The 13,655-nt window shown below is 73.7% G+C and carries 11 protein-coding genes and 1 tRNA gene; 7 read left to right on the top strand and 5 right to left on the bottom strand.

Annotated features, from left to right (window positions below; translation table 11 throughout):
* Positions 1–268 precede the first annotated feature (268 nt).
* The 7 genes from ACFV61_RS01260 (at position 269) to ACFV61_RS01230 (ending at position 8,057) form a co-directional block, all read left to right on the top strand.
* The gene (locus ACFV61_RS01260; RefSeq protein ID WP_159398483.1) at positions 269–1,033 is read left to right on the top strand and encodes a DUF4097 family beta strand repeat-containing protein; all 765 of its coding nucleotides are present in this window, start codon (positions 269–271) and stop codon (positions 1,031–1,033) included.
* Between the two features lie 3 nt (positions 1,034–1,036).
* Positions 1,037–1,933 (top strand): ABC transporter ATP-binding protein, encoded by an 897-nt coding sequence (locus ACFV61_RS01255; protein WP_380489375.1) that lies wholly within the window; start codon positions 1,037–1,039, stop codon positions 1,931–1,933.
* On the top strand, positions 1,933–3,537 hold the full coding sequence (locus ACFV61_RS01250; protein WP_380489372.1) for an ABC transporter permease: 1,605 nt from the start codon (positions 1,933–1,935) through the stop codon (positions 3,535–3,537). The genes ACFV61_RS01255 and ACFV61_RS01250 overlap by 1 nt, the downstream gene beginning before the upstream one ends.
* A gap of 206 nt (positions 3,538–3,743) precedes the next feature.
* Entirely contained in the window at positions 3,744–4,997 is a 1,254-nt protein-coding gene (locus tag ACFV61_RS01245; RefSeq protein WP_063348707.1) for a sensor histidine kinase, read from the top strand.
* Positions 4,994–5,671 (top strand): response regulator transcription factor, encoded by a 678-nt coding sequence (locus tag ACFV61_RS01240; protein WP_063348706.1) that lies wholly within the window; start codon positions 4,994–4,996, stop codon positions 5,669–5,671. Before ACFV61_RS01245 ends, ACFV61_RS01240 begins: the two co-directional genes overlap by 4 nt.
* Positions 5,672–5,913: 242 nt before the next feature.
* Positions 5,914–6,909, top strand: a complete 996-nt coding sequence (locus tag ACFV61_RS01235) for an ArsR/SmtB family transcription factor (protein ID WP_380423305.1) — start codon at positions 5,914–5,916, stop codon at positions 6,907–6,909.
* Between the two features lie 191 nt (positions 6,910–7,100).
* On the top strand, positions 7,101–8,057 hold the full coding sequence (locus ACFV61_RS01230; protein ID WP_380489369.1) for a TauD/TfdA family dioxygenase: 957 nt from the start codon (positions 7,101–7,103) through the stop codon (positions 8,055–8,057).
* A gap of 61 nt (positions 8,058–8,118) precedes the next feature.
* Here ACFV61_RS01230 and ACFV61_RS01225 read toward each other — a convergent pair.
* The 5 genes from ACFV61_RS01225 to ACFV61_RS01205 all read right to left on the bottom strand — a co-directional run bounded on the left by ACFV61_RS01225 (position 8,119) and on the right by ACFV61_RS01205 (position 13,433).
* Positions 8,119–8,192 (bottom strand) — tRNA-Thr (locus tag ACFV61_RS01225).
* Positions 8,193–8,274: 82 nt separating this feature from the next.
* Positions 8,275–8,940, bottom strand: a complete 666-nt coding sequence (gene leuE, locus ACFV61_RS01220; RefSeq protein WP_063348703.1) for a leucine efflux protein LeuE — start codon at positions 8,938–8,940, stop codon at positions 8,275–8,277.
* Between the two features lie 84 nt (positions 8,941–9,024).
* Positions 9,025–10,677 (bottom strand): alpha/beta hydrolase, encoded by a 1,653-nt coding sequence (locus ACFV61_RS01215; RefSeq protein ID WP_380489366.1) that lies wholly within the window; start codon positions 10,675–10,677, stop codon positions 9,025–9,027.
* Between the two features lie 137 nt (positions 10,678–10,814).
* Positions 10,815–11,948: a hypothetical protein gene (locus ACFV61_RS01210; RefSeq protein ID WP_063348701.1), complete on the bottom strand. Its 1,134-nt coding sequence runs from the start codon at positions 11,946–11,948 to the stop codon at positions 10,815–10,817.
* Between the two features lie 273 nt (positions 11,949–12,221).
* Positions 12,222–13,433 (bottom strand): DNA polymerase III subunit delta', encoded by a 1,212-nt coding sequence (locus tag ACFV61_RS01205; protein ID WP_363370692.1) that lies wholly within the window; start codon positions 13,431–13,433, stop codon positions 12,222–12,224.
* Positions 13,434–13,655 lie beyond the last annotated feature (222 nt).

Here is a 13,655-nt window from a genome sequence, read left to right as displayed (position 1 = left end):
TGGCGGGCGGGCCCGCGGCCCCCCAACACCCGATTCCAACCCCCGCCCCCCCCCCGCCCCGCAGCGGCCTTCATCGGCCCGTGCCGGGCGGGCGCTCTTTCCCCGAGGAATTCGTATAGTGAACCCCCGGTCCACCCGAGTCCGTTCACCCGTGCCGCCCCGGCCGAAAGAACGAGAGCACGTCCTCGGCCAAAGGGACGAGGCGCCCCGCCGATCTCTCCCGAAAGGCGGATGTTGCCGCCCCGGCCCCGCCGGGAGCATGACGGGTATGAAAATGTCGACCGCCAAGCTGGCCTGGGTGGCCCCGATCTCCGCGCTGGCCATCGCACTCACGGGCTGCGGTGTGAGCGACGACCTGGACGCCCAACCCCGCAACGATTCCAAGGACTTCGGCTTCCAGGGCACGCACCTCACCGTGGACACCGACAAGGATGTGACCCTGGTGCCCGCCGACGGCACCACCCTCAGGGCCGACCGCAGGCTCGCCGGCCAGGCCGCGAAGGACGGCAACGCCGCCTGGACACTGGAGGGCGAGACCCTCAAGCTGTCCGGCAAGTGCAGCGGCATCGTCCTCAACTGCAAGGCCCAGTACACCGTGCACGTCCCCAAGGGCGTGGCCGTGACCGTCCAGGGCAGCGGATCGGCCGGCGTCACCGCCAAGGGCGTCGACGGCAAGCTCGACGTGAAGACCGAGCAGGGCTCGGTGGACCTCGACGGCCTCGCCGCGCCGCTCACCGTCCGCACCGACAAGGGCAAGGTCGACGCGAGCGGCCTCTCCTCCACCGACGTGGACGTCGCCAACGAGAACGGCAGCGTGAAGCTGACCTTCGTCAAGGCGCCCGACAGGGTCAAGGCCGAGTCCGACACCGGCAGCATCACCGTGCGGGTCCCCGAGGACGGCACCCGCTACCACGTCGAGGCCAAGGCCGGCTCGTCCAACCCCCACGTGGAGGTCGGCGAGGACCCGAACTCCGCCCACGCCATCACCGTCGCCTCCAAGGTCGGCGTCGTCCGCGTCAACACGAAAGACTGAGCGATGGAACTCCAGATCACCGACCTGACCAAGGAGTACCGCGGCGGCAAGCGCGCGGTGGACTCCTTCTCGTTGACCCTGCGCCCCGGCGTGCTCGGCCTGCTCGGCTCCAACGGCGCCGGCAAGTCCAGCCTGATGCGGATCCTGGCCACCGTCACCAAGCCGACCTCCGGCCAGGTGTTCTGGAACGGCACCGACATCGCCGAGAACCCCGGCCCGCTGCGCCGCACCATCGGCTACCTGCCACAGGACTTCGGCGTCTACCCGCAGCTGACCGCCCGCGAGTTCCTCTCCTACCTGGCCTCGGCCAAGGGGCTGCAGGGCCGTTCCGCGAACGCCCGGATCACCGAGCTGCTCGACCTGGTCAACCTCTCCGGAGCCGCCAAGCAGCGGCTCGGCTCGATGTCCGGCGGCATGCGCCAGCGGGTCGGCATCGCCCAGGCACTGCTCAACGACCCCCAGCTGCTGATCGTCGACGAGCCGACCGTCGGCCTCGACCCGGAGGAGCGGATGCGGTTCAGCAACCTGCTCACCGGCCTCGGCTCCGAGCGGATCGTGATCCTCTCCACCCACATCGTCTCCGACGTGGCGGCCACCGCCGACCGGATCGCCATCATGGGCAAGGGCCGGCTGATCCACCACGGCACCCCGGAGGAGCTCCTGCGGCTCGCCGAGGGCTCGATCTGGGAGCTCACCGTGGCCTCCGACCAGATCCCGGCCCTGCGCTCGCGCTTCGTCCTCGGCGGCACCACGCGCACCCCGCAGGGCGTCCGCGCCCGGGTGATCTCCCCGCACGCGCCCGCCCAGCACGCCGAGCCGGTCCCGCCGCGGCTCGACGACGCCTACCTGCTGCTGACCTCCGCCCCGGCTCCGGCCGTTCCGCAGGCGGTGGTGCGCTGATGGCGGGCACCGTCACCGCGCTCGCCCTCGCCGACTTCCGGGAGCGCCGACGCCGCCCCGCCTACCTGGTGGTCCTGCTCGGCACGCTCGCCCTGGGCCTGCTGGCCGCCCCGGTCGGCTCCTCGACCTGGCAGGTCTTCCAGATCAGCGGCTACCGGGGCCTGTACACCAGCGGCTACGTCGGCACCGTCACCGCGCTCGGCGGCGCCGTCTGGCTGGCGCTGGCCGGCTTCAACATCACCCGCGGCACCGTCCCCAAGGACGAGCGCAACGGCGTCGGCCAGATCCTCGCGGCCACGCCGATGACCCGGCCCTCGTACCTGTTCGGCAAGTTCTGCAGCAACCTGCTGGTGCTCGGCTCGATGCTGCTCGCCCTCGCGGTGACCGCGTTCGGCGTACAGCTGGTCAAGGGCGAGTCGTACCACGTCGACGTCGTGCGCCTGCTGCTGCCCTTCGTCCTGATCACGCTCCCGCTGCTGGCCCTCGTCGCCGCCTGCGCGGTGCTCTTCGACACCCTGCCGGGCCTGCGCGGCGGCATCGGCGCGCTGATCTGGTTCGTGGTCTGGCTGGTCGGCATCATGGCCTCCCAGGCCTCCGGCGCGTACGACCTGCTGAGCATGGAACGGATCAGCGAGTCGATGCGCCAGGCGATCTCGGCGGCCGGGCACCCGGCCGAGGCGGTGCGCTTCGGCGTCGGCCTCACCTCCGACGACAAGACCCCGGTCACCTTCGACTGGCAGGGCCTCGGTCTCGGCAACCTGGGCGGCGGTCTGCTGGCCAACGCCGCGCTGCTGGTGGCCGGTTCGCTGGTGGCCGCGCTGCTGTCGGTGCTCTGGTTCCGCCGCTTCGACCCGTCCGCCGCCATCGGCGCGGTCGGCGCGCTGGTCCCGGGCGCCAAGGGCGCGGCCGACCGGACCGGTGCCGAGCACGCGGACCACGCCGAGGAGCCGGCCGCCGGCGTGGGCACCTCCTTCGGCCTCGACCCGTCCCTGTTGACGCCGCCCCGGACGGGCTCGTCCTTCCTGCCCACACTGGTCGGCGAGGTGCGCATCCTGCTCCAGGGCATGCGCTGGTGGTGGCTGGGCACGCTGGCCCTGGCCGTGCTCACCGCGTTCGTCCCGAGCGGGAACGTCCTCCACCCGGTGCTGCCGCTCACCGTGCTCTGGCCGGTGCTCATCTGGTCCCGGATGGGCAACCACGCCGGCGCCGGGAGCATCGACGACCTGCTCGCCGCCTGCCCGGCCGCGGGCCGCCGGCTGCTGGCAGGACTGCTCGCCGGGATCGCCGTGGCGCTGGCCGTCACCGCGGTGCCGATCGTCCGGCTGATCGCCTCCGGCGACACCGGCGCGGCGGTCGCCGCCCTGGTCGGCGCTCTGGTGGTACCCGCCCTGGCGATGCTCTGCGGGATCGTCAGCCGCGGTCCCCGGCTGTTCCAGGCGCTCTACCCGCTGCTCTGGTACGCGATGTTCAACCGCATCCCCGAGGTCGACTTCCTCGGCGTGGCGGAGGGCAAGGGCCCGGGCACGGCCGCGGTGGCCGCCGCCGCGGTGCTACTGGCCGCCCTGGCCCTCGGTGTGGACTCCGTACGGCGCGCCAACCGCTGAACCACCGCCCTCCGAGACAGGCCCCGGCCCCCGGCGCCAGGCCCCGAGCGGCGCCCGGCACCCCCGTCCGGGCGCCGCTCGGCCATCCCCGTCCAGCCGACGGCACCGACCGCCCGACCCGCCCCACCCGCCCCGCTCCCCCGCGACCGCCCGGCCTCCCGTTCCCTGATCGACCGTCCGACTCCACCGACCCGAAAGGCCGGCCCGTGCGGCTCCCCAGCCTCCGAGACCTCCTCGCCCACCCGGCCCCGGACGAGGCGTCCCCTGCGACGCCGGTGTCCACCCTGCCGCGCGCCGCCCGGGCCGCCCTGGCGGTCGGGTTCGGCGTGCTGTGGCTGCTGGACCTTGCCATGAGTCTGGACACCGCCGGACCGCTGCTGCCGCTCGCCGGGCTGGTCCCGGCCGCCCTGGTGCTGTTCGGCCCGCGCGGCCGGCCCGAGCTGCGCGCCGGGGCGGCCGCGCTCTGGTCGCTGATCTGGTCCGCCGTGGGCTTCGTCCGCGGCACCGAGCAGGACTCCCCCGGGCTGATGGAGCTGCTCGCGCTGAGCCTCCTGCTGATCACCACCGCCCGGCACATCCGCGCCCGCGCCGCCGTCCTCGGCACCTGCACCGCCCTGGTGACCGCCCTACTGGGGCTGGCCGCACGGGTCTCCCGCAGCGCCTCCGGGACAGTGCTGACCGTCATGCTGCTGGCCATCGTCGCCGGCGCCGCGATCGCCCTCGGCTGCTACCTGCGCGCGGCTGACACCCGCCGGCTCCAGGCCGTGGAACAGGTTCGCCGCGACGAACTGATCGACCTCGCCAACGACCTCAACGACTTCGTCGCCCACCACGTCACCGGCATCATCGTGCTGGCTCAAGCCGGCCGGGCGATCTGGCAGACCGCGCCGCAGGAAGTCGTCCCGATCTTCGACGACATCGAGCAGGCCGGCAGCGAATCCCTGGAATCGATGCGGCAGTTGGTCGCCATGCTGCGCGAGGGAACCGACCTGGCCGCCGCCTCGCCGCTCTCGGGGCAGGGCATCGCGCACATACCCGTCATGGTGGAGTCCTTCCGCCGGGGCGGCACTCCGGTGGACCTGCAGCTGGACGAGGCCGCGCTCACCGCCCGGCTCGCGCCCGAGATCGTCACCACCGCGCACCGGGTGATCACCGAGGGCCTGAGCAACGTGCGCCGGCACGCCCCGGACGCCACCGGGGTCACCGTACGGATAGGCCTCGGCCCGTCCACCCTGGAGGCCACCGTACGCAACGGACCGCCACGTGGGGGAACGCCCCGCAAGGGTCTGCGTGTCCCCCACCTCGGACAGCAGGACCTCGGCCTCCTCGGGCTCCAGGAGCGCGTCCGGGCGGTCGGAGGAACGCTCACCGAGCGCCCGGACGATACGGGAGGATGGGAACTGACGGCCCTGCTCCCCGTGAGGAACACGGACCCCAGCACTCGGAGGATGCCGGCATGACCATCAAGGTGCTCATCGCGGACGACCAGGACATGGTCCGCACCGGCTTCCGGCTGATCCTCGACAGCCAGCCCGACATCGAGGTGCTCGGCGAGGCCGCCGACGGCGCCACCTGCGTCGAACTCGCCCGCCGGCTGAGGCCCGACGTCTGCCTGGTCGACATCAGCATGCCCCGGTTGAACGGCCTGCAGGTCACCCGGCTGCTGGCCGGCCCCGGGGTGAGCGACCCGCTGCGGGTGGTCGTGGTCACCACCTTCGACCTGGACGAGTACGTCTACGGCGCGCTGCGCGGCGGTGCCCAGGGCTTCCTGCTCAAGGACAGCGGATCGACCCTGCTGATCGAGGCGGTCCGCGCGGTCGCCGCCGGCGACGCGATGGTCTCCCCCGCCGTCACCGTGCGGCTGCTCAAGCGGCTCTCCGCCGCCGGGCCCGGAGCGGCCCAGGCCGCCGCGACGACGCTCTCCCCGACCGTCCTGACCGACCGGGAACTCGACGTGGCACGGCTGGTCGCCCGCGGCCGCACCAACCAGGAGATCGGCGAGACGCTGGCCATCTCCCTCTCCACCGTCAAATCCCATCTGGCCAGTGTCCAGACGAAGTTGAAGGTGCGCAACCGGGTCGAGATCGCCGCCTGGGCCTGGGAGGGCGGCACCATGCAGCGGGGTGGGGAATAGGGACGAAACCCGGGTGGAACACCCCCTGTTCGCCGCACCTCCACCGCCCCCACCCTTCCTGTCACCGTGTGCGACTCCTCGGCCCGCCCCTGCGGATCTCCCGAACGGGGGATACCCCGGCGCGCCGGCGAACGGCGATGATTGCCCCCAGTCGAATAGGGGGAGCTTCGGCCGAACGTCCGCGTGGCCAAGTTCTCTTCGGGGGAAGGGAAAACACGTTCGTGAGCCGCATCGTCTTTTCCATGGAGGATCTCGTCCGCGTCCGGGTCGCCGGACCACCGACAGCCGAGGCCGAGGCGGCGTTCGCCTTGGACAACTGGTCGAAGAACTCGGGTGGTTACTTCCGAAGATGGCATCAGACAGTCACCAACAGCGTACGGAGCCGAGAAGAGCTCCAACGCCTGATACACCGCTTCGACCTTTCCGGACGGACCATCTGGGATCTGCTCGGCGCTCCGCCGCCGCAGGTGGACGATCCGTCCGACCCGTTACCGCGACTTCCGACACGAACCGCCGGTGAGGACCTCTCCTCCGGACCGGACGGCCTGGTCCAGGAGTTCGGCACGATCGCCGTCCTCCCGTACTGGCAGGCCATCCACGCCCGGCTGGTCCGCGACACCGACGCCTACCGGCAGATCATGAGCGCCTCCGGGGTGGAGACGCTGCTCCAGGCCCTGCACCCGCGCGTCCACTGGCGGGCACCGGTTCTGGAGGTCGAGGACGACCGGGACCAGACCATCGAGCTCAGCGGCCGCGGCCTGCTCATCACGCCGTCGCTGTTCCTGACCGCGCCCGCCGTGGTCCCGCCGCACGCCACCGTGGTCAAGGCCGAACCGGCCCCGGCCCTGGTCTTCCCGATCCGCCCGGACTCCCGCGGGGACGCCGTGCTCGGCACCCGCGAGGCCGAGCGGCCGCTCGACTCCGCCCAGGGCGAGGCCCTCGCCAGCCTCGTCGGCAAGACCCGGGCCGCCCTGCTGGAGGCCCTGCTCAACGGCAGCACCAACGGCGAACTCGCCGACCGCGTCGGCGTGTCCAACGCCGCCGTCAGCCAGCACACCTCGGTCCTGCGGGCGGCCGGCCTGATCGCCACCCGTCGCACCCGCAACCTCGTCCTGCACACCGTGACGCCCCTGGGCCGTTCCCTGCTGAACGGCGGCACCCGCCTCCTGGCCCACCCCCCGGGCACGGCGCCGCACCGGAACGCGCCCCACGGCAGGTCCGTCCTGGCCGGCCGGTAGCCCTCGGCCCACCGCCGGGGCCCCGGCCCCGGCGCGGCCCCGGCCCCGCGTTCGCCAGACGTTTTCGGGCCTCTCTTAATCGCCTGTCCCCGGCGGCGGCCACGCCGCGAAGATGATGGCGTTCCCGATCCCCGCCACCACCGCACAGACGAGGTGAAGCCGCCGTGACGAGATCGCGTACGGACCTTGAAGTGTCCTTCCTCGAAGAGAGCGGGACGGTGCAGCCCGTCGCCACCGTTCCCGACCGGGCGGAGCGCGGCGAGTGGCTGCTCGCCCACCGCCCCGAACTACGCCGACTGACCCTGCGCCACGGCTCGCTGAGGCTCGTCGGCGCCGCAGTCGCCTCCACCGACGAGCTGGCCGGGGTGGCCGCCGTCCTCGGCGGCGGCGCCCTGGAGTACACCGAGCGCTCCACCCCGCGCTCGCGGGTCGCCGGCAGCGTCTACACCTCCACCGAGTACCCGGCCGACCAGCGCATCCCCCAGCACAACGAGAGCTCCTACTCCTCGCGCTGGCCGGACCACCTCTTCTTCCTCGCCACCCGCACCCCGAGCACCGGCGGCCAGACCCCGGTCGCGGACAGCCGCACCGTCCTCACCGGACTCCCGGCCGAGCTGGTCGAGAAGTTCTCCGCCCTCGGCGTGCGCTACACCCGTGCCTACCACGACGGCATCGGCCTCTCCTGGCAGGAGGCCTTCCAGACCGAGGACCGCAGGCACATCGAGGCCTACTGCCGCGACAACGGCATCGCCTGGGAGTGGGAGGGTGACCTGCTGCGCACCAGCCAGGTCCGCCCGGCGCTCACCCGGCACCCGGTGACCGGCGAGACCGTCTGGTTCAACCAGGCCCACCTCTTCCACATCGGCTCGCTGCCCGCGAGGACCACCGAGGCGCTCCTCGCCGTCTTCCCCGAACAGAACCTGCCGCGCAACGCCTACTTCGGCGACGGCAGCCCCATCGACGCCGACACCCTGGCCGAGATCCACGCCGCCTTCGACCGCACCACCCTCGCCCCCGACTGGACACAGGGCGACGTCATGGTCGTCGACAACATCCTCGCCAGCCACGGCCGAGCCCCCTACACGGGCGACCGCACCGTCCTGGTCACCATGACCTCCGCCGCCTGGGCCGACTGGCCCACCCCCTGACCCCCACCCCACGCACGCAAAAGCCCCAGGTCACGGCGAGTGAGTCCTGGGGCTTCTACAGAGCCGCCTGCGGGATTCGAACCCGCGACCTACGCATTACGAGTGCGTTGCTCTGGCCAGCTGAGCTAAGGCGGCACCGTTGTCACGCGTGGTGGCAACGCGGGCCAGTCTACACAGGTTTCGCGGGTGATCCACACCCGGTTGGCGGGGGTGGGGGTCAGGCGGAGGAGACGGCGAGTTTGGCGGCGAAGCCGGCGAAGAGGACGGCGACGCCGCTGGTGAGGGTGGCGGAGAGGCGCCTGCGGCGGCGGAAGGTGGCGGCGAGGGTGGTGCCGGCGAAGATCAGCAGGGAGAGGTAGAGCACGCTGAAGGTCTGGAGGATGCCGCCGAGCAGGCCGAAGGAGAGGGCCGGCTGACCGTAGGCCGGGTCGACGAACTGGGTGAAGAAGGAGAGCAGGAAGAGGATCGCCTTCGGGTTCAGCAGGCTGATCACCAGGGCGCGGCGGAACGGGCGCTCGACGGGTTCGGCGGCCGGTTCGGCGGTGGCGGCGGGGTTGTCGGGGTTGTCGGCGGTCCGGCGTTCGCGCCAGAGCTGGCGGGCGGCGCGGAGCATGCCGTAGCCGATCCAGAGCAGGTAGGCGGCGCCGCCGAGCTTGACCACGGCGAAGACGGCCGGGTTGGCCTTGAGGAGGGAGGCGGCGCCCAGCGAGGTGAGGCTGATCAGGGTGAGGTCGCCGACGAAGACGCCGGCGGCGGCCTGGTAGCCGGTCCGGATGCCCTTGCGGGCGGCGACGGACAGCACGTACAGGGAGTTGGGGCCGGGCAGTAGGACGATGACGAGGGCGCCGAGGACGTACGTCGCCAGGTCGTTGACTCCGAGCACGGTGCGCTCCGGGGAGGGGATGAGGGCGGGGGGCGCTCATCGTAACGTCGCACCGGCGGTCGGTTGAAGCGGAAACCATCCCGCCTACCGGGCGCAGCGCTTGCCCGGCTCCGGTGCCTCGCCCGCCAGCAGGTAGCGGTTGACCACGCCGTCCACGCAGGCGTCGTGGTGCCCGTACGCGGTGTGGCCGTCCCCGTCGTAGGTGAGCAGGCGTCCGGACTCCAGTTGCCCGGCCAGCGCCTGGGCCCACGCGTACGGGGTGGCCGGGTCGCGGGTGGTGCCGACGACGACGATGGGGGCGGCGCCGGCGGCCCGGATGGTGTGCGCCGTGCCGGTGGCCCGGACCGGCCAGTAGGTGCAGGCCAGCGCCATCCACGCCATGTCGCGGCCGAAGTGCGGCGAGGCCTGTTCGAAGTCCGGCACGGCCCGCTGGACGTCCTCCGGCCCGGCGAACGGGGCGGGCAGGTCGAGGCAGTTCACCGCCGTGTTGGCGAACATCAGGTTGGGGTACGAGCCGTCCGTCTCGCGCCCGTAGTAGGAGTCGGAGAGCCTCAGCAGGCTGGTGCCGTCGCCGGCCTTGGCGTCGGTGAGCGCGGTGCGCAGCTTGGGCCAGAGGAAGTCGGCGTACATGGCCTGGATGACGCCGGTGGTCGCCTGGGCCGCGGTGAGTCGGCGGCCGTGGTCGGTGCTGGGCAGCGGGTGGGCCTGGACGGTGGCGAGCAGGGCGGTGAGCTGATCGCCGATCTGCTGTTCGGTGCGGCCGAGCGGGCAGTCCTCGTGCTTGGCGCAGTCCTTGGCGAAGGCGGCCCAGGCGGTCTCGAAGCCGCCGGCCTGGGTGCGGTTGCCGGTGACCGAGTCGAGCGACGGGTCCACCGCGCCGTCCAGCACCAGCCGCCCGACCCGGCCGGGGAAGAGCCCGGCGTAGGTGGCGCCGAGGAAGGTGCCGTAGGACTTGCCGACGTAGTTCAGCCGCTCGTCGCCGAGCAGGGCGCGCAGCACGTCCATGTCGCGGGCGGCCTCGACGGTGCCGAGGTGGCCGAGCGCCGCCCCGGCGCGCTGCCGGCAGCCCTCGGCGAACTCCTTGTCGGCGGCGATCAGCGCGTCGATTCCGTGCTGGTCGCCGGGGGTGAGGTCGACGGCGGTGTAGGCGTCCATCCGGTCGCCGCTCAGGCAGGTGACCGGGTTGCTGCGGCCGACTCCGCGCGGGTCGAGGCCGACCAGGTCGTACCGGGCGCGCACGCCGCTGTCGTACGTCCGGGCGGCGGCCTCCAGGTACTCGACCGCCGAGCCGCCGGGCCCGCCGGGGTTGAGCAGCAGCGAGCCGAGCCGGCCGCCCCCGGCCCCCTCCGCGGAACCCGAACCCGAACCCGAGCCCGCTGGGACGGCGGTGGCGCGGGCCGCCACCAGGGTGAGGTCGCCGTCGCCGGGGCGGTCGTAGTCCAGCGGCACCCGGAAGGCTGTGCACTCGAACCCGCCGTCGCACGACTGCCAGTCGAGCCGTTGCGCGTAGTACGGGGCCAGCCCGGCCGGGACGGCGGCGGGCAGCGGCTCCAGCGGCGTGACCCCGGGCGGGGCCGGGGTGGACGACCCGGCGCCCCCCGCCCCGGACGAACCCGCTGAGCCCGCTGAGCCGTCTGAACCCGACGAGCTCGACGAACCCGACGAACCCGCACCGCACCCGCCCGCCAGCAGCCCGACGGCGAGCGCCGCGGCCAGTACCCGCCCGGTGGCCCTCATCCGACCCCTCGCGATCATCCGAGCCCTCTCGATCGTCACCCAGGGTCGTCGCCCGGCGACCCGCCTCGCATTGCACCACAGCGCGCCGCCCGGCACCCGCCACGGGCACCGGGCGGCGACGCCCCGTCCACACCGGGTCAGGACGCCTTGGCCAGCGCGTCGGCCAGGTACTGCGCCGCCTGCCGGACGAGCCGCATCCGCTCCCGGTCGGGGGTGTAGTCCTGCACGTTGTCGGAGATCTTCACTTCGGCCTTGGCCGCCGGTCCGGCCCCGGCCTGGAGCGCGGCCTGGAGCTTGCGGGCCGTGTCCAGCCCGGCCGTGTCGGCCTTGGCGGCGGCCAGCAGGAGCTTCGCCGCGCTGCCGGCCGGGGCCTCGGCGCCGGCCTGGGTGAGCGCGGCGGCGTCGTAGCGGCCGGACACCGCGGCGGCGGCGCCGTACAGATCGGGGCGGGACAGCCCGGCGGCGGCCGCGCACGGAGCACCGCCCTCGACACCGAGGGTGCCCCAGGAGGCCGGGCCGGGCGCCAGGATGCGGAACGAGGCGGCGATGGCGGCGCGCAGCGTCTCGTCGTCGGCGACGGCGGCCGGCGCGGCGGCGACCAGGTCGCAGGGGTGCGCGGTGCCGTTCGGCGCCTCGGGGGCGACCAGGATGAAGGGGCGGGCGCGGCCGGTCTGCAGGGCCGCGGTGAGGCCCTCGAAGACGTCCGGGACCTCGGCGTCGGCGGTCTTGCGCGGGGTGGCCGCCTGCATCACGACGACCGGGAAGCGCGCGTTCGGCTCCTTGGCGTACTGCGGCGGCAGCCAGACCCGGACGGTGCGCGGCTGCCCGTCCGGGCCGGGCACGGCGGACTGCAGCAGTTCGCCGCCGCCCGGCTGGCCGACGCCGTCGAAGTGGCTCACGGCGGCCGACGGGGCGCCGGAGGCCGCGGCCGGCTCCGCCACGACGGGCGGCGCCGGCTGCTGCCGGACCGCCGGTCCCCCGCCCGGGCCCGCACCCGCCGCGCCGACCATCGACTCGGCCCGGTCCGATTCCTGGCCGCGGGGGGTCAGGCCGCCGAACGCCCCGAGCGCCGTGAGCAGCGTCAACGCGGTGACGCAGACCCCGCAGATCATCGCTCCGGCCGCCCGCACCAGCATCGGCCAGCGTTCACCGGCCAGTTCGTAGGTCGCGGCGGCGCGCAGGTCGCGCCAGCGCTGGAGCGCGCCGCGGGCCAGCCAGATCCCGCCCAACGCGGCCATCAGCAGGGGGATGACGAGGAGCGAACGAACCATGGGACGCACCGCCTCGGGAGGAGGGCCGGCGCCGGACGGGACCCGGTGCCGTACGGGGGCGACGGCCCCGGCACCGGGGCACAGTCGGCCCCCAGCGTGCACAACGGGCGGACGGTCGCACGCGGGTGTGCCCGGCGCGTATCGATCGTTCACTCGAAGGTGGGACAACGGGACGGCTCCGGGAGGCCTACGCCGGGCACCCGACCCGACGGTCCCACCCCGAACGGCCCAGCGGCCCAGCGGCCCAAGGGCCCGGCGGCCCGGCAACGCAGCTCAGCCCGCGCGCAGCGCCACCGTCATCGCCTCGACGGCGAGCAGCGGGTCCACGTTGCGGTCCAGCGCCTGCCGGCAGGCGAGCACCGCCTCGATCCGGCGCAGCGTGCCCTCCGGCGGGCCGTCCTGCGCGACCCGGTTCAGGGCCTGCCGCTGGTCCTCGTTGGCGAGGGTGCCGCTGGAGCCGAGCTGGAGCGCGAGCACGTCCCGGTAGAAGCCGAGCAGGTCGAGCAGCGCGACGCCGAGGGTCTCCCGGCGGGTGCGGGTGGCCCGGCTCTTCTGCCGCTTCTCCAGCTCCTTGACCGCCCCGGCCATGCCGCGCGGCGCCTTGCTGCCCTCGGCGGCGCCGTAGGCGGCCTTCAGGTCGTCGGTCTCCTTGGCGTCCTGGGTCTCGGCGAGCGCCTCGGCATCGGCCTTGGCGGTGTCGACGAGACGCTGGGCGGCGGCCAGGCAGCCGCCGATGTCGCCGACCTCCAGCGGGATCCGCAGCACCTCGGCGCGGCGGGTGCGGGCCTGGTCGTCGACGGCGAGGCGGCGCGCGCGCTCGACGTCGCCCTGCCCGGCGAGTGCGGCCAGCCGGGCCGTCTCCGGGTCGACGCCGTCGCGGCGGACCAGCATGTCGGCGACGGCCTCGGCGGCGGGCGTGCGCAGGACGAGCAGGCGGCAGCGCGAGCGGATGGTCGGCAGCACGTCCTGGACGGAGGGGGCGCAGAGCAGCCAGACGGTGCGCGGGGAGGGCTCTTCCACGCCCTTGAGCAGCGCGTTCGCGGCGGCCTCGGTGAGCCGGTGGGCGGCGTCGACCAGGATCACCGACCAGCGGCCGCCGGTCGGGTAGCTGGAGGCGCGCAGCACGAGCTCGCGCATGTCGCCGACGCCGATGGACAGGCCGTCGGTCCGGACGTACTTGACGTCGGCGTGGCTGCCGGCCAGCACGGTGTGGCAGCCGTCGCAGAACCCGCAGCCGGGCGTACCGCCGAGCGCGAGGTCCGGGCTGGTGCACTGGAGGGCCGCGGCGAACGCGCGCGCGGCGGTGACCTGCCCGGCCCCGGGCGGGCCGGTGAACAGCCAGGCGTGCGTCATCAGGGAGGCGTTCCCGCCCGGCTGCGGGCCGGCTCCGCGGCCGGCCGCGATCGTCGCCCCGGCCGACCGGGCGGCGGCGGTCAGCTGCTCGACCACCCGCTCCTGGCCCACCAGGTCGTCCCAGACGGCCACTGCTGCTCCCAAGCTCAGTACGGCAGCGCTCCCGGCGCCTCTTCCCCGCCGTCGAGCATACGTGTCCGCTCCGACAGCCACGGCGCCCTCCGGAGTGCCCACCACCGAAAGGAGGCGCCCCGCCACCGAAGGCGACGGGGGGAGGGGAAAGCGGGAGGACCACCCACCCCACAACCCCCCCCAAAAAAAGCAAAGGAAAAAAAAAAGGGCGAAACAACACCC

The sequence above is a fragment of the Kitasatospora sp. NPDC059817 genome, assembly GCF_042731835.1.
GTDB lineage: Bacteria > Actinomycetota > Actinomycetes > Streptomycetales > Streptomycetaceae > Kitasatospora.
The sequence above is the reverse complement of the archived record's forward strand: the minus strand, read 5'-3'. Positions and strand labels throughout refer to the sequence as shown.